The organism is Paraburkholderia sp. TE9906, assembly GCF_056279605.1.
In genome coordinates this window covers 161,870-176,380 of sequence record NZ_JBWCCT010000015.1, presented here as the reverse complement: position 1 = coordinate 176,380, position 14,511 = coordinate 161,870, and the positions used below count along the sequence as shown (strand labels likewise).

Sequence of the window (14,511 nt, the reverse complement as noted above, 5' to 3'; positions counted from 1 at the left end):
TATCCGGACCGACGTATTGCCATGCTGAAGCTGAATGCTGCCCTTAGCAGCCTCCCGAGGTACCGGCGCGTTCGTCGTCTCCGGAGCACGGGCCGCCGGTCGATCGGACTGTACATCGACAACGACAGGCAACATGGTCTGCGTCTGCGCATCTTCGATCAACAGACCCTGAGCGTACAGTTTGCGCCAGGCCCACACCTGATTGGCGTTGATGTTGTTGTCGCGAGCGACCCTCGCGACCGACGCGCCGGGTTCAAACGTCTGCTCGACGACCGATCGTTTCCATTCCAATGGATACCGTCGGTTCTGGCGCTTCGCTGATAAATCGACTGTCTGAGGCACTGTGTCCATTCCCGCTGTTTGTGGACAGAGTCGGTCACTCGTGTCCGTCGCAGGCGATGATTGCATCTTCTACGCAAGACGGGGAACGGTACAAATCAGATGCTTACGTTGTGGCAGAGATTGGCCAGATAGTGAATGTCGGCCTTGCCGAATTCGAGCCGGCGCGTCATCGCAGGAAAGACCGCGCAAAAGCCCTCGCAATAGCGGCACGCATTGCAGATCTGCAAAACGCGTGCGACCTCGGCCTCATCACGGGACAACGCATGGATCGGGATCACCCTCGCCTTACCCTCGCCCAGCGCGGCGGCTTCACGGGTCAACGCTTCAAGCTGCTGCATGTCGACGCTCCTCCAGTGCGGCCCGCGCAGCCTGAGTGCCGGCGATACGGCCAAACGCCGTGCCGATGCTCATGCCGACTCCGGCCGTGTATCCCTTGCCGAGCACATTGCCGGCCATCATTTCGCCCGCGACGAAGAGATTCGCACTCGGCTCGCCGCCGAAACGTACCGCCGCTGTTTCGTCGACCTTGAGTCCCAGGTAGGTGAACGTCACGCCGGGCCGCAGCGCATAACCGAAGAACGGCGGCGTGTCGATGGGCCGGGCCCAGTGCGTCTTCGGCGGTGCGAGTCCAGCTGTCGTGCAATCGTCGAGTACGGTGTGATTGAAGCTGCCCGGACGGCAGGCGTCGTTGTAAGCGTTCATCGTCCGCATGAAACGCGCTTCATCGAGGCCGAGCGCGCGCGCCAGTTGCGGCAGCGACTCCGCCTTCGTGCCGGGAAAGACCGGTGGCATGAAACGTCCCACGGCCTTCGCGTCGATAATCGAATACGCAACCTGGCCAGATTGCTGGGCGACGAGCCGGCCCCAGATCGCGTAGCGCTTCGGCCAGAAATCCTCGCCTTCGTCATAGAAGCGCTCGGCGTCGCGGTTCACCACGACGCCGAGCGACACGCAATCGATACGCGTGCAGATGCCGCCATCGTAGAGCGGCGCACGCGCGTCGATCGCCACCATGTGCGCTTGGGTCGGATCGCCGATCATGTCGGCGTCGGCATCCTTCATGAAGCGCAACAACGTTCCCGTATTGAAGCGCGTGCCCCGGATGATGAAGTTGTCGGCGGGCCATTCCCCCGCCGCATTGCGGCCCCACGCGTCGCGCAACCACTCGCGATTCGATTCGAAGCCACCGGCGGCGAGCACGCAACTGCGGGCCTCGATACGCTCATCGCCCACCCACGCCGCGACAAACCGGCCATCGCGCAATTGCAGCCGCTCCACGCGCGCGTCATAGCGGATGCGCACGCCGAGCGCTTCGGCGCTGCGATAGTAGGCGTTGACGAGCGCCTTGCCTCCGCCCATGAAGAACGCGTTAGTGCGCGCCGTGTGCAGCGCGCCCGACAACGACGGCTGAAAGCGCACACCGTGCCGGCGCATCCAGGGCCGGCAGGTCGACGACGCGCGGATCACCAGCCGCGCCAGTTTTTCATCGGTCGCGCCGCCGGTGACTTTCAGGAGGTCCTGCCAGAACTCCTCTTCCGGATAGGCATCGACGAGCACGTCCTGAGGAGCATCGTGCATGCAGCGCAGATTGCGCGTATGCATCGAATTGCCGCCGCGCCATTCACGCGGCGCGGCTTCGAGAAGCACCACGCTCGCGCCCGCTTCGCGCGCCATCAAGGCGGCGCACAACGCGGCATTGCCGCCGCCGATTACCAGCACATCGATCATGGTTCGTCGCCTCCCGTGTTCAGGTCGTGCAGGGTGGTGCCGGGCCAGCGTCCGGCCACCGCGAGTTCGTGCGCGACATCCGCGATCACGACCCGGGTGGCAAGCGCGGCGGGAGATAGTTCATCCTCGGACTGGCTCGCGATCAACGTTTGCCTGCGCGCATCCGGGTCGGCGATCAGCAAGGCCCGCAACGGGCGGCCTGGTTCACGGCACACCACGGAACCGGGCTGCAGCGTGGCACCGAGGCCCGCGCACACGGCGTCCATCAGCAACGCGAGACCGTCGATTTCAAGCGCGATATGAGGCTGCACGCCCGCCCGCTCGAACGCGAGATCGAGCAACGCGCGCAAACCGTGCGAGCCGCTCGGCATCACCAGCGGCAGATCGCCGAGGTCGGCGAGACTTAGCGTCTCCACCGCGGGAAAGCCCGGCAAGTCCGCGCGGCCAAGCAGGTACACACGCTCGTCGATCAACGGACGAACACGCCAGCGCCGCGTGGCGTTGCCGCGCGCGACCAGCGCCAGGTCGAGCTGCCGCGCGTCGAGCATCGCCGCGAGATGTCCCGACAGCGCTTCGACGAGATGCACGCGCAATTCGGGGTGCCGCTCGCGCATCGCCATGACGAGCGGCACGCCTAGTACCGATGCGGTGCTCGGCGGCAGGCCGACGCTCACGTGTCCCACGAGGCGCTTCTGCCGCGCGGCCTCCACGGCTTCGACGGCATGCTGCAGCGTCAATTGCGCGTGGCGCAGAAACGCGAAACCGGCGTCAGTCGGAATCAGCCCGCTGCGCGTGCGGCGCAACAGCTGCGTCGACAGTTGCGCTTCGAGCCTGTCGAGATCCTGACCGAGCAGGGAAACCGCCACTCCCAATTCGGACGCGGCCCGCCTTATACTTCCTAGTTCCACCGCACGGACGAAATAGCGCAACTGCCGAAGTTCGATCGGCAGTTCGACCTGGTCCTCATTTGCAAAAATCAGACTTGCAATCGACATGGGGTTACGTCCAGTAAAGGAGACGTGCGGAACACTCGCTGCTCCGCACAGGGATCACACATGGACATGCGTCAGTTGAAGTACTTCGTGCAGATCGTCGAGAGCGGAAGCCTGTCGAAAGCATCGCGGCAACTGTTCATCGCGCAACCCGCGCTGAGCCAGCAAATGACCCGGCTCGAAGACGAAGTCGGCAAGCCGCTTCTCGTGCGCTCGTCGCGCGGCGTGAGGCCGACCGACAACGGCGAAGCGCTTTACCATCATGCGTGTTTCATCCTGCGCCAGCTCGATCAGGCGGTATCGGTCGCGCGCCGCGAGCATTCGAACGTGAGCGGCCGCGTCAATCTCGGCATGGCCCCGACCACGGTGTGCGCGCTCGGCTTGCCGCTCATCAAGCATCTGAACGCGAAATATCCCGGCATCGTGCTCAATGTCGTCGAGGCACTCTCGGGCCACCTCGAACATATGACCCGCCTCGGCGAACTCGACCTCGCGATCCTGTTCAGCACGACGGCCGCGCTGGATCTCACGGTCGAACTGCTGGCGGAGGAAGAACTGTTCGTAATCCTGCCGCATGACAGCCAGATGATCGCGCCACACCGCAAAGACATCACGCTGCACGAACTGGCGAAGCTGCCGCTGATCTTGCCTAGCCCCGGACACGGCCTGCGCCGGCGCATCACACTCGAGTTCGACCGCGTGAACCTGACCGTCGACGCAGTGGCGGAAATCGATTCGCTGCCGCTGCTGATGCACTGCGTGGCCGATGGCATCGGCGCAACGATCAAACCGATGGCCGCGGTGTATGCGCTGCAGAACGCGCCCGAGCAATGGCGCTGCCTGCGCATCTCGGACGCCGAGATGGTGCGACGCAATTACCTGTACGCGCTCGGGCCGGAAAAGTTGTCGCAAGCCGCGGCGATCGTGCGCGACGAACTCAAGCACGTCGTGCGCACACTGATCGGCAGCAACGCGTGGCAAGGCGTGCGTTCGATGTCGCCGCTCGATACGCCCGCACCCGAGCGGGTCGAATTCGACGACCTTCCAATGCAAGGCGTCGAAACCTGATGTTTCCATGACGGCCCTCATGCGGTTTCGACCTTAGTGGTCCGCTCCGAGGGTCGGCGCGAGGCCGCCGCGGCAAGCCGTCCAGCGCGCCGCCCCGAAGCGAATGCCCACGCGAGATGGTGCCCGTGCCCCTTCAGCAGCAAACCGCCCTGCCCAGTCGAACCGGCGGCATATAAACCCGCAATGCGCTGTCCGCATACGTCGATCACGTGGTGTTGAGCGTCGACGCGCACCCCCCCTTCGCTATGCACGAACACCGCGCGCACCGGCCCGAGCGCGATGAACGGCGCACGTGCGAGTGAATTCATGCCCGACGACGTGCCCGCGATGCTCGCGCCGAGTGCGTTGGCGTCCATCCCCGTGATGCGCGCGAGCCCTTCGACGGTATTGGCCTCGCGATAAATATCCGGACGGTTGCGCCGGTAATCGGCGAGATATGCGTAGGCGACACCCGGCGCGGTCGAAATGAAATGCGGCCAGCGGGAATAGCGTTCGGCGATACGCCCGTCGATGACGATATAGCCGACGCCGCCCGGCTGATCAGGCAAGCGGTATGCGGGCTTGTCGGACTCGTCGCAGAAACGTTCGCCACGCGCGTTGACGAGCAGCGCGCCGTCTTCGAATAGCGCGAGTGCGGGTGCGAGCGCGGTGGTCAGGAACTTCATGAGGAACGGCCGCAGAATCACGTCGGGAACATGTTTCATCGACCATTGCATGACCGCGGCCAGCGAACGCCACGGCGGCAGACGGCGCACGAAATTCTCCTTCGCGGGTGCGATGAAACGGATCTCCGGGCCGAGCGCGAGGTCGCCATTGACGATCTGCGCCCCGCAGCGCTCGGCCATGCGCTGGCCGTCGCCGGTGGCGGTCGGGTTCACCGCGGCGACTTTAGCCTCCTGCGGTCCCATGAAACGGGCCTTCAGTTCGGGGCTGTTGGTAAAGTCGCCCGCGGCGAGAATCACCCCCCCGCGGGCGTCGATACGCCGAGTCGGGCGGCCTTCGCTCTCGCTGTCGACGAGCACGCCCCGTACTCCGTCCTCCTCCAGCACCAGTTCCGTCACACGCGCGCGGACGCGAATCTCCACGCCACAGCGGCGCGCGCGCCGCGACAGGTGATAGATGAACGAACGCGAATTCGGCAAAACGTTGTGCATGCGCGGCACGCGATGCGGCGGCTCGGGCATCGGTCCCATGAACCGGATGCCGCTATCGAGCAGCCATTGGAACGTGTCGGGCATCGCGTCGCACAACACGTGGCGCAGCGCGTCGTTGTCGCGGTCGGCGAGATCGCCCGCGAAGCCGGGCATGTCCTCCCAGTGCGCTTGCGGCGTGTCCGCGATGCCCTGGGCCCGCTGATGCGGCGTCTGCGAAGCGCTCACGGAGCCGATCGACCACGAGGTCGATCCACCCGGCGCCTCGTTTTTCTCCAACAGCACGACGCGCGCACCAGCCTCGGCCGCCGCGATCGCCGCCGCGAGCCCCGCGCCGCCCGCGCCGACCACTAGTACGTCAACGGTCTCGTCGGCCGGCGGATAGATACGGTTTCGTGTCTGCATCTCTGTACGTCCGGACATTCACACCAGCGCGCCGTTGGCCTGCACGATCTGGCCGTCTACCCACGACGCTTTACCCGAGACCAGGAACGCGACCACTTCCGCGACCTCCTCGGGCGTGCCGATGCGGTTCAGCGGGCTCATGCTGGCCGAGCGCTGCTTTGCTTCGTCAGTCTTGCCGGCGCGAAACAGCTCGGTGTCGATCGGCCCTGGCGCCACCGCATTCACGCGCACGTTGCGCGCCGCGAGTTCCTTCGACATCGACCGTACGAGGCACTCCACCGCCGCCTTGGTCGCGCTGTACGGGCCCACGCCCGGCACCGCGTGGCGCACGAGCGAGGTGGTCAGCGCGACGATCGAGCCGCCGTCGGCCACCTCGCGCGCCGCGGCGCGCAGCACATGAAACGCGCCGACGAGGTTCACTTCGATGAGGCGCCGGAAATCGTCATCGCCGAATTGCGCGACGGGCGCGGGCGGCACGTTGATGCCGGCGTTCGCGATCACCGCTTGCAGCGGGCGCTCAAAGTCGCGCAGGATGTCGGCGAACACTGCGTTCACGGCAGCCGCGTCGCAGATATCCACGCGGTAGCCACGCACTTTTGCGCCGTGCGCGCTCGCCTTGTCCTCCAGTTCGCGGGCCGCCGTGGACTGGCTCGCGTAAGTGAATGCGATGTCGCTACCGCCGCGCGCCAGCACATCGACACATGCGGCGCCAATGCCGCGCGATCCACCGAACACCAGCGCCAATGGCTTGATGCTGTTCATTGCCTGTCTCCCTTTTGCGTATCGATGCGTAACGGTGCTACGCGGTATGGCGCGCAAACGCCGCGCGGGTTTCTTCGATGGTGGCTTCGATGCCATGCTGCAAGTCGTAGCGCGGCTCGTACCCCAGTTCGGCGCGCGCCCGGCTGATGTCGAGCGCGCCCTTCTTCGCGCTGAGCACCGTGCCGCCGTGCCGGTACGGGCCGCGACTACCCACGGTGATGCGCGCGCCGGGGATCGCCCGGTTGACGGCTTCTGCGACGTCCGCGATCGTCGGTGCAACGCCCGTCGCAACGTTGTAGCTGTCGAAACGGTGCGCCTCTTTGTCGAGCGCGAGCAGCAGACCCGCCACGGTGTCGGCAACGTAGACCTGATCGACCGCGAGCTGCGCGCCGTCCGGCGCATGCAGCGCCTCGCCGCGCAGCGCGGCTTCGATGAAGGTGCGCGGCACGCGCAGGCGCGGCAGATGCGGCCCATAGACCCAGCAGGTGCGCACGTTGATGCATTCGAGCCCGTGATCGCGCGAGTACATGCGCCCGTAATGCTCGACCGCGAGCTTCGTCGCGCCGTACACGCTGACGGGCTTTTGCGGATGATCTTCGTCGATCGACGGCGCGGTGAAGTCGCCGTACGTCTCCTCTGTGCTGACATGCACGATCCGCTTGACGCCCGCGAGCCGCATCGCTTCGAAGAGGTTGATCGACCCTTCCACGTTGACGCGATTCGCCTTGATCGGAATGTCCGCGCACTGAATCACGCCGACGATCGCAGCCGCATGAATCACCGCGTCAGGACGATGGTCGTGCATCAGACGCAATACTTGCGGCCACTCGCACAGGTCCGCCGCGGCCAGCGTGAGCGCCGGATAGCGCGCGGCGAGCGCGGTCGCCGCCGGGCTGATCACGATGTCGGTGCCGACCACTGCATCGCCGCGTGCGAGCAGTGCTTTCACGATCTCGGTGCCGAGCCAGCCGCTCGCACCGGTAACCAGAATCTTCTTCATCGTCTTCTCTCGTTGTGCAGCCTCAGCGCGGCTGCGGTTCCTCGTCGGTCGGCGGGCTCGTGATCACCAGAAAGACCAGCGTGTCCGTGCCGGTGCAGTGAAATTCGTGCTGTACGCCGGGCGGGATATAGGTCACGTCGTTCGCGCGAACCAGACGCTGCTCGCCGTCGACGACCAGCATGCCTTCGCCCGACAGCACGTGATAGATCTGCTCCTGCACCTTGTGCACATGATTCTCGACATAAGCGCCGGGCTCGTAGCATGAGATGCGGTGATCGAAGAAACGGCTGCCCACCGTGTCTGGCGTCACGATCGCTTTCGAAAGCGCCTGATTGAAGTGGCCAGGGTATTGCACCCACAGCAGCTCGGCGAGGTTGCGTGTCACGGCCTGCTTTTCCCTGGCCGCGTTCTGGAAATGCTTATCGTCGGGGATGATTGTCGTCATGATTGTTTCTCGAAGCCGGGCAAGCCGGCCAACAGGTGCCGCTGATCGAACTCGGGTACGAAGCCGAGCCGAGTCGCGGCGTGCTTGAGGTCGTAAAGGGGTGCAAACGGATGGCGGCGATAGTGCTCGGGGTCGCGGATGTCGACCGCGTCGCCATGAAGGCGGCGCAAACGCTCGATGGTCGGCTCCGGCGACAGCGTGACGCTCGCCGACAGATAGAAACGATCGAACTCGCCGGACCGCACCGGCAGTTCCAGCGCGAGGCGAAACGCGCGGGCGAGGTCGCGCGCGTCGATGTGGTGGTGCAGCGGGCCGCCGCCTGCCGTCGAGGGACCGCCCGCCACCGGCGCGTGATAGTTGAGCGGATCTTTCGCGCGCGCGACGATCTCGCCCGCCATCTCCGGATACGCGACGAACACCGTGCGCAACGCCAGCACCGACATACCGCGCAACGCATACGCCCGCGCGATGTCCTCTCCCGCGACTTTGCTCAACGCGTACGGATCCGTCGCGTTCAGCGGATGCGCGAGGTCGAGCGGCGCATAGCGCGGCGGCACCATCTTGCCTTCACGCACGGTGTAGCCCGCGACCGAATCGCTCGAACAGAAGACGACGCGCTGAATGCCTGCGGCCTCGGCTGCGTCGAACACGAGCCACGTGCCTTGCGTGTTCACGTGCATGATGGTCGCGCCGTCGCCGGACCAGATGTTCGGCACCGCCGCGATGTGCAGCACGGCGTCGACGCCACGCATGGCCGCCTCGAGGGCGGCGGCGTCGGTCACGTCGGCGATCAGCCATTCGATGTCCGCGTCGCCCGCGCGGCGATCGAAGCCGCGCACGTCGTAGCCATGCGCGCGCAATTCGCGGACGACGAAGCGGCCCAGAAGGCCTGCGGCGCCCGTGACCAGAATGCGGCTCATGCGGGCCTCAGCGTAGTTTTTTCAGCTTCTGCAAAGCCGAACGCGGTCAATGCCCGGTGGCTGCGCCGAATCGCGCGCTCAGGTTCCGACGAGATGATTTCAAGCATGCAAGCTCCGTTGAAGTTGATTTCATCGAGCGCGGCGGGCACTTCAGAAAAGGGCACGTCTCCCAGACCGACTTCATCATGACGCCACGTCTCGCGCGTCGTGTCGGACAGATGGATCAGCCGGACCAGTTCGCGCAATTCCCGCAAGCCCGCGGCAGGCGACTCGCCGATGAAATGCGCGTTCGCCACGTCATAGCAGACCGCCAGCGACGCCGAAGCGTATCCACGTACGAAGGCGCCAAGCGTCACGGCATCGGGAAACGACGCGAACGGCACGTTCTCCAGCGCGAGCGTCACACCACGCCGCTCGGCATGCGGCACGAGCGCGTCGAGGCTTTCACGCATCCACGCTTCGCACTGCTGCTGCGGTGGCGGAAAGAGCGGACTCATGCGGCCGGGCACGACGACCAGGTGTGTGGCGCCGATATCGGCGGCCAGGTCGATCGCGTCGATGAACAGATTGACCGAGTACTGGCGCATGCGCCGCATCGGACTCGCGAGGTTGTGATCCAGGCTCGGCACGTTCAGCGAGCGCGCCACCAGACCTTCGGCCGTCAGCAATGCGGCAAACTGCCTGCGCTCGCCGGACTTGAATTCATCCAGTGCGAGGTGGGGCGGATTGAGCACCAGCTCGAACTCGCGATAGCCGAGCGCGCCCAGCCGCCGCACGCACTCGGCCGCCGGCGTCGACCAGATATAGCCATAGGTGTTCACGCCGAGCGGCCGCGCGCGGTGTGTCGTGTCGATCGTCGTCATGCTCATGCCGTCTTCCGCAACAGTTCTTCCGGATCGCCCGCCGTCACGCCGAGCAGGCGTTCCTGCAGCGCGGTATCGGCGGCCAGTTCCTGTGCGCTGCCGCCGAACGCCACCTTGCCGTTGACGAGCACGTACGCACGGTCGGCCATCGTCAGCACGGACTCCGCATGGTGCTCGACGATGACGAGGCTCGCGCGCGTGGTCAGTTTCACGACCGCCTCGCGCACCTCGTGCACGACCGCCGGCGCAAGACCCTCGAACGGCTCGTCCAGCAGGATGAGGCGGCTCGGCACCATCAGCGCGCGCGCAATCGCGACCATCTGGCGTTCACCGCCGGAGAGGTTGCCCGCACGCGAACGCATCAATATGCGCAGCTTGGGAAACAGTTCGCAGATCTCATCGAGCGGTGCGCCGCCTACACGGGCGCCGATCTTCAGGTTGTCCTGAACCGTGAGATTGGGGAACAGCCGACGCCCTTCCGGCACCAGCGATACGCCGAGCCGGTTGATCAGATCGGCGCGCATCGCGCTGACATCGTTGCCGTCGAAGATCACCCGGCCCGCCGTTGCGTGCAGCGTCCCCGTGATCGTGCGCAACAGCGTGGTCTTGCCGACGCCGTTACGGCCGAGCAGCGCGACGACCTCGCCCGACTGCACGGTCAGATCGACGCCTTCGAGCACCGTCCCGCCGTCGTAGCCCGCGCTCACCTGTCCGAGCTGCAGCAGCGCACGGCCAGATGAAGCGGCTTTTGCAGCAGCCCGCGCCGGTTCTGCTGCAGTGTCGATGCGCGCGACCTTGGTCGCGGCGCCGTCTGCCGTGCCCGAATCGCCGAGATAGGCGCTGATCACCTGCGGATCACGCGCGACGTCCGCCGGCAACCCGTCCGCAATCAGCCGTCCTTGGTGCAGCACCGTGATGCGATCGGACAGCGCAAGCACGCGATCGATGTCGTGCTCGATCAGCAGCACCGCATGCGAACTCGCGAGCCGCCGGATCAGCGCGGCGACGACCTGGCGATCCGACTCCGCGAGACCGGCGAGCGGTTCGTCCAGCAGCAACAGCTTCGCGCTCGTGGCGAGCGTCATCGCGATTTCGAGCAGACGTTTCTCGCCATGCGACAACTCCGCGCACAAACTGCCGGCGCGATCGGCCAGCCCGACCGCGTCGAGCAGCGACCAGACGCGCTCATTGGCGTCCCCGGCCGTGTATGCGTCGAGCCAGAAGCCGCGCCATTGCTTGCGAGCAGCCTGCACGGCGACACGCACATTTTCGAATGCGCTCAGGTTCGGAAATACGCTGAGAATCTGGAACGACCGCGCGAGTCCCAGACGGGCACGCTTATGCGCCTGCAAGCGCGTGATGTCGCTCCCTTCGAAAACGATGCGGCCTTCGTCGGGCAGAATGAAGCCCGTGAGGATGTTGAAGAAAGTGGTCTTGCCCGCGCCGTTTGGCCCGATGAAGCTGTGCAGCTGATTGCGCTTCACGTCGAGTGAAATGCTGTCTTGCGTGACGATCGAACCGAAACGCTTGGACAGGTTCTGCACCGACAGCACGGCATCACCTTCGTCGCCGCCCGCATCGAGCGGACGATACGGCGTGATGCGCGCCGGCCGCGCGGGAATGGTGTCGCGCGTGAGCGTCCAGCGTGGCCGCTTGCCGAAGCGCTGCCAGAACCCCTGAATGCCCTCCGGCGAAAGCAGCGCCATGACGATGATCACCGGCGCAAAAAACAGCCACCAGTTTTCCGTGATCGCGCTGAGCCGGTCTTCGAGCACGATGAAGGTAATCGCGCCCCACAGCGGCCCGAGGAACTGATGCACGCCACCCAGCACCGCCATCAGCACCGGGTCGCCCGCGTGTGCCCAGTTCAGATTGTTCGCATAGACGCCTTGCAGCAGCAGTGCCATCAGGCCGCCCGCCACGCCGATCGTGCCGCCCGCTATCAGCAGCGCGATCAGCCGCGTGGTATACACGTCGTAGCCGAGACTCGTCACGCGTTGCTCGTTATCGCGCAGCGCCTGCATCAGGCGGCCAAACGGCGCGTGCGCGATGCGCCACAGCGCCCACGACAGCGCGATCACAACCACCAGCGCAAAAGCATGGAACGCCAGCGCCGATCCGAACAGCGGCCGCGCCACGTTCTGCAAACCGTTCTCGCCGCCCGTCACCGCGGTCCACTTGTACGCGATCTCGAATGCGATTTGCGAGCAGGCGAGCGTCAGCAACGAGAAGTAGAGACCTTTGCGCCGCAGAATCAGCGCACCGATCACGAGCGCGAGCAGCAGCGAAAAGCCCCCGGCAATCAGCACGCCCGTGATTTCGTTGCCGCCCCATGCCCCGGAGGCAATGGCCAGCGCATAGCTCGAACAGCCGAAGAAAAACGACGCGCCGAACGGAACCAGCCCGAGATAGCCGATCAGAAAGTTCGTGCCCGCGGCATAGAGCGTATAGATCGCGATCTGCGTGATGCGGTCGATCGGCATGCCCAGCGCGAGCGCCGCCCCGGAGATGATGATCAGCACGGCCGCCATCGTGACCACCGGATGACGCAACGGACGGAAATGGCCGCGCTCCCGCAGCGGCGTGCCGGTATTCCTGCGCGTATTCATTCGAAGCGCTCCCAGTGTTCTCCAAACAGTCCGCGCGGACGCAACAGCATTACGATAAACATCAGCGCATACATCGACGCGGCCGCGGCATCGGGCTGGAACTGGATCGTGAGCGAACTCACGATGCCCACCGCCAGTCCCGCGACCACCGCGCCTGCAAACGAGCCGAGACCGCCGATCGCGACGACCACGAACGCCGGCATGATCGCGTTGGCGGCCATCGACGGCGACACGGTCCACAGCGGCGCGGCCAGCACGCCGGCGATCGCCGCCAGCGCACAGCCGAGCCCGAACACGCCGGTCAGCACGCGCGGCAGGTTGATGCCGAGCAGCTCCACCATCTCGGGATCGCGGCTGCCCGCGCGCAGAATGCGGCCGTACGGTGTCCATGCGAGGAACGCGCCGAGCGCGAGCAGCGTGCCGAGCGTCGCGACGAGCACGGCGACCCGGTACTTCGTGATCAGCAGCGGCCCCGCCTCGACAATGCCCGCGAGAAACTCCGGCTGGTTGAACGGCTTGCCGTCGGCGCCCCAGAAGAAGCGGATCAGCGCTTCGATCAGCAACGCGAGTGCAAAGGTGACGATGAGACTGGACAGCGGTTCCTTGCCGTACAGCCGCCGGATGATGACCACCTCCACCACCATGCCGATCACGCCGACCAGGATCGGCGCGAGCACCACCGCGGGCCAGCCGAACATCTGATAGAGCTGGTACGCGACGTAGGCGCCGAGTGCGAAGAACGCGCCGTGCGCGAAATTGATCACGCCGAGCAGGCCGAAAGTGATGGACAGGCCCACGGCGATCAGCACGTAGATGAAGCCGAGTACCAGTCCGTTGGCCGACTGTGAAACAAGCGTATCGAGCATGATGCCCCCTTGATCGTGCAGTTGCCGTATGGTTGCCGCGACGTTACAGCGACGGCATGTTGCAACCGATCTCCTGCTTGTCGCCGAAGGCCTTCTCGGTCTCGGCCGCGGTGTTCGACGTATCTCTCACCACGTCGAAGAAGTCGTACTTGTCGGTGATCTTCGACTTGACCTTGACGACCACCGAAGGACGCACGAGCTGGTGATCCCAATCGCGGTAATAGAACGGGAAAGCGCGGTCCGTGTTCTTCCACTTCTCGAGCTGGGTGACGATGGCCTTCGAGTCCGTGGACTTCGCCGCATTGATCGATTCGAGCAGAGAGCGCATCGCGATCCAGCCTGACCACGACTTGTCGGAAGGCGGCCGGCCGTATTTCTTCTCGAAGTCGGCGGTGAATTTCTGCTCGGCTGCGGTGTTCTTCGGGTTGTTGTAATACCAGGGCTTCACGTAGATGCCCGCCGATGCCTGCGCGCCCACGTCCCAGAAGTCCGTGTCGGTCACCGCGACGGCCACGTACGGGATCTTGTCCTTCATGCCCATCTCGTTCCATTGCTTCAGGAAGTTCGAGAAATCGCCGCCGACGAGCCCGCCGAGCACGACATCCGGCTTCGCCTGTCTGATCTTCAGAATGTACGAGCTGTAGTCCGCGGTATTGACGGGCACTTCATCGACACCAACTTCGCTCATGCCGTTCTCTTTCAGCCGACCGCGCGCCGAACGCAGAATGTCCTGGCCGAATGCATACGATGGCGTCAGGAAATAGACCTTCTTGCCGATCTGCGACAGATACGGCATGACGCCGGCGATCTGAACCGGCACCGTGGCCTGGGTGCGGAACGTATAGCGGCTGCAATCCTTGCCGGTGATCTCACTGGCGGCGGCGCCCGGCAGTATCAGCGGAATCTTTGCGCGGTTGGCGACGCTCATCATCGCGAGCGCGGACGAGCTGTAATTGCCGCCGACCACCGCGACGACCTTGTTCTCGCCGACCAGCTTCTGCATGTTCTGCTGCGAGACCTGCGGATTCGGCTCGTCGAGCCACACGAGTTCTACCGGCCGGCCCAGCACTTTTCCGCCGGCCTGTTCGAGTGCGAGCTCGCTGCCGCGTTCGAGGAATTGACCGATCGAGGCGCCGGGGCCCTGCTTCGAATAAATGAGTCCGATGCGCACAGGATCGCTGCCCTGCGCGAGCGCCGTGGCGCTGCAAGCCAAACCCATTGCGATTGCGAGAAACGAGCGAACACCTACCCGCCCGCGCGGATTGCGGAAAATCATGACTGTCTCCTGTTTAGGGGCGGCGCCGGCCTTCAAGGTCACGAGGCGCCGTGGAGCATGAGTTGAACGACTGCTCTCTGGTTA

At 65.1% G+C, this 14,511-nt stretch carries 13 protein-coding genes and 1 pseudogene; 1 reads left to right on the top strand and 13 read right to left on the bottom strand.

Annotated elements, in window-relative coordinates; all coding sequences use genetic code 11:
• The 4 genes and pseudogenes from ACZ9H4_RS30585 to ACZ9H4_RS30570 form a co-directional block, all read right to left on the bottom strand.
• Positions 1-351 (bottom strand): transposase (locus ACZ9H4_RS30585; protein ID WP_476122376.1); only part of this gene is annotated, 351 nt, incomplete at its 3' end.
• A gap of 98 nt (positions 352-449) precedes the next feature.
• Positions 450-680 (bottom strand): annotated as a pseudogene (gene tcuB / locus ACZ9H4_RS30580) (tricarballylate utilization protein TcuB); the annotation flags it as partial.
• Positions 667-2,070 (bottom strand): FAD-dependent tricarballylate dehydrogenase TcuA, encoded by a 1,404-nt coding sequence (tcuA, locus tag ACZ9H4_RS30575; RefSeq protein ID WP_408141159.1) that lies wholly within the window; start codon positions 2,068-2,070, stop codon positions 667-669. The pseudogene tcuB and the gene tcuA, both read right to left, overlap by 14 nt.
• Positions 2,067-3,014 carry a LysR family transcriptional regulator gene (locus tag ACZ9H4_RS30570; protein ID WP_408152351.1) on the bottom strand — a complete coding sequence of 316 codons (948 nt, stop codon included), beginning with the start codon at positions 3,012-3,014 and terminating at the stop codon, positions 2,067-2,069. The genes tcuA and ACZ9H4_RS30570 overlap by 4 nt, the downstream gene beginning before the upstream one ends.
• Before the next feature lie 111 nt (positions 3,015-3,125).
• Between ACZ9H4_RS30570 and ACZ9H4_RS30565 the strand changes: the two genes are divergently transcribed.
• A complete protein-coding gene (locus ACZ9H4_RS30565; RefSeq protein ID WP_408141158.1) occupies positions 3,126-4,130 on the top strand; it encodes a LysR substrate-binding domain-containing protein in 1,005 nt (334 codons plus the stop codon).
• A gap of 17 nt (positions 4,131-4,147) precedes the next feature.
• Here the strand turns inward: ACZ9H4_RS30565 and ACZ9H4_RS30560 are convergent, their stop codons facing one another.
• Genes ACZ9H4_RS30560 through ACZ9H4_RS30520 form a run of 9 tightly spaced genes read right to left on the bottom strand, consistent with a single transcriptional unit; the run spans position 4,148 to position 14,427 of the window.
• Complete coding sequence (locus tag ACZ9H4_RS30560) at positions 4,148-5,686, bottom strand: FAD-dependent oxidoreductase (RefSeq protein WP_408152229.1); 1,539 nt, start codon at positions 5,684-5,686, stop codon at positions 4,148-4,150.
• Between the two features lie 18 nt (positions 5,687-5,704).
• Positions 5,705-6,448: an SDR family oxidoreductase gene (locus tag ACZ9H4_RS30555; protein WP_408141156.1), complete on the bottom strand. Its 744-nt coding sequence runs from the start codon at positions 6,446-6,448 to the stop codon at positions 5,705-5,707.
• Positions 6,449-6,485: 37 nt separating this feature from the next.
• Entirely contained in the window at positions 6,486-7,448 is a 963-nt protein-coding gene (locus tag ACZ9H4_RS30550) for an NAD-dependent epimerase/dehydratase family protein (RefSeq protein ID WP_408141155.1), read from the bottom strand.
• 22 nt (positions 7,449-7,470) lie between these two features.
• Complete coding sequence (locus tag ACZ9H4_RS30545; RefSeq protein WP_408152228.1) at positions 7,471-7,893, bottom strand: cupin domain-containing protein; 423 nt, start codon at positions 7,891-7,893, stop codon at positions 7,471-7,473.
• Positions 7,890-8,813, bottom strand: coding sequence for an NAD-dependent epimerase/dehydratase family protein (locus tag ACZ9H4_RS30540; RefSeq protein WP_408152227.1), 924 nt, complete (start codon positions 8,811-8,813; stop codon positions 7,890-7,892). Before ACZ9H4_RS30540 ends, ACZ9H4_RS30545 begins: the two co-directional genes overlap by 4 nt.
• Positions 8,810-9,682 carry a sugar phosphate isomerase/epimerase family protein gene (locus ACZ9H4_RS30535; protein WP_408141152.1) on the bottom strand — a complete coding sequence of 291 codons (873 nt, stop codon included), beginning with the start codon at positions 9,680-9,682 and terminating at the stop codon, positions 8,810-8,812. Before ACZ9H4_RS30535 ends, ACZ9H4_RS30540 begins: the two co-directional genes overlap by 4 nt.
• Complete coding sequence (locus tag ACZ9H4_RS30530) at positions 9,679-12,285, bottom strand: branched-chain amino acid ABC transporter ATP-binding protein/permease (protein WP_408152226.1); 2,607 nt, start codon at positions 12,283-12,285, stop codon at positions 9,679-9,681. The genes ACZ9H4_RS30535 and ACZ9H4_RS30530 overlap by 4 nt, the downstream gene beginning before the upstream one ends.
• Positions 12,282-13,151, bottom strand: a complete 870-nt coding sequence (locus ACZ9H4_RS30525; RefSeq protein WP_408141150.1) for a branched-chain amino acid ABC transporter permease — start codon at positions 13,149-13,151, stop codon at positions 12,282-12,284. Before ACZ9H4_RS30525 ends, ACZ9H4_RS30530 begins: the two co-directional genes overlap by 4 nt.
• A 43-nt stretch (positions 13,152-13,194) precedes the next feature.
• Positions 13,195-14,427, bottom strand: a complete 1,233-nt coding sequence (locus ACZ9H4_RS30520; protein WP_408152225.1) for an ABC transporter substrate-binding protein — start codon at positions 14,425-14,427, stop codon at positions 13,195-13,197.
• Positions 14,428-14,511: the final 84 nt, after the last annotated feature.

Bases quoted from the DNA above. Each gene is read 5' to 3' on its own strand.
- tcuA (WP_408141159.1), bottom strand. From the start codon at position 2,070: ATGATCGATGTGCTGGTAATCGGCGGCGGCAATGCCGCGTTGTGCGCC.
- ACZ9H4_RS30565 (WP_408141158.1), top strand. From the start codon at position 3,126: ATGGACATGCGTCAGTTGAAGTACTTCGTGCAGATCGTCGAGAGCGGA.
- ACZ9H4_RS30560 (WP_408152229.1), bottom strand. From the start codon at position 5,686: ATGCAGACACGAAACCGTATCTATCCGCCGGCCGACGAGACCGTTGAC.
- ACZ9H4_RS30555 (WP_408141156.1), bottom strand. From the start codon at position 6,448: ATGAACAGCATCAAGCCATTGGCGCTGGTGTTCGGTGGATCGCGCGGC.
- ACZ9H4_RS30550 (WP_408141155.1), bottom strand. From the start codon at position 7,448: ATGAAGAAGATTCTGGTTACCGGTGCGAGCGGCTGGCTCGGCACCGAG.
- ACZ9H4_RS30545 (WP_408152228.1), bottom strand. From the start codon at position 7,893: ATGACGACAATCATCCCCGACGATAAGCATTTCCAGAACGCGGCCAGG.
- ACZ9H4_RS30540 (WP_408152227.1), bottom strand. From the start codon at position 8,813: ATGAGCCGCATTCTGGTCACGGGCGCCGCAGGCCTTCTGGGCCGCTTC.
- ACZ9H4_RS30535 (WP_408141152.1), bottom strand. From the start codon at position 9,682: ATGAGCATGACGACGATCGACACGACACACCGCGCGCGGCCGCTCGGC.
- ACZ9H4_RS30530 (WP_408152226.1), bottom strand. From the start codon at position 12,285: ATGAATACGCGCAGGAATACCGGCACGCCGCTGCGGGAGCGCGGCCAT.
- ACZ9H4_RS30525 (WP_408141150.1), bottom strand. From the start codon at position 13,151: ATGCTCGATACGCTTGTTTCACAGTCGGCCAACGGACTGGTACTCGGC.
- ACZ9H4_RS30520 (WP_408152225.1), bottom strand. From the start codon at position 14,427: ATGATTTTCCGCAATCCGCGCGGGCGGGTAGGTGTTCGCTCGTTTCTC.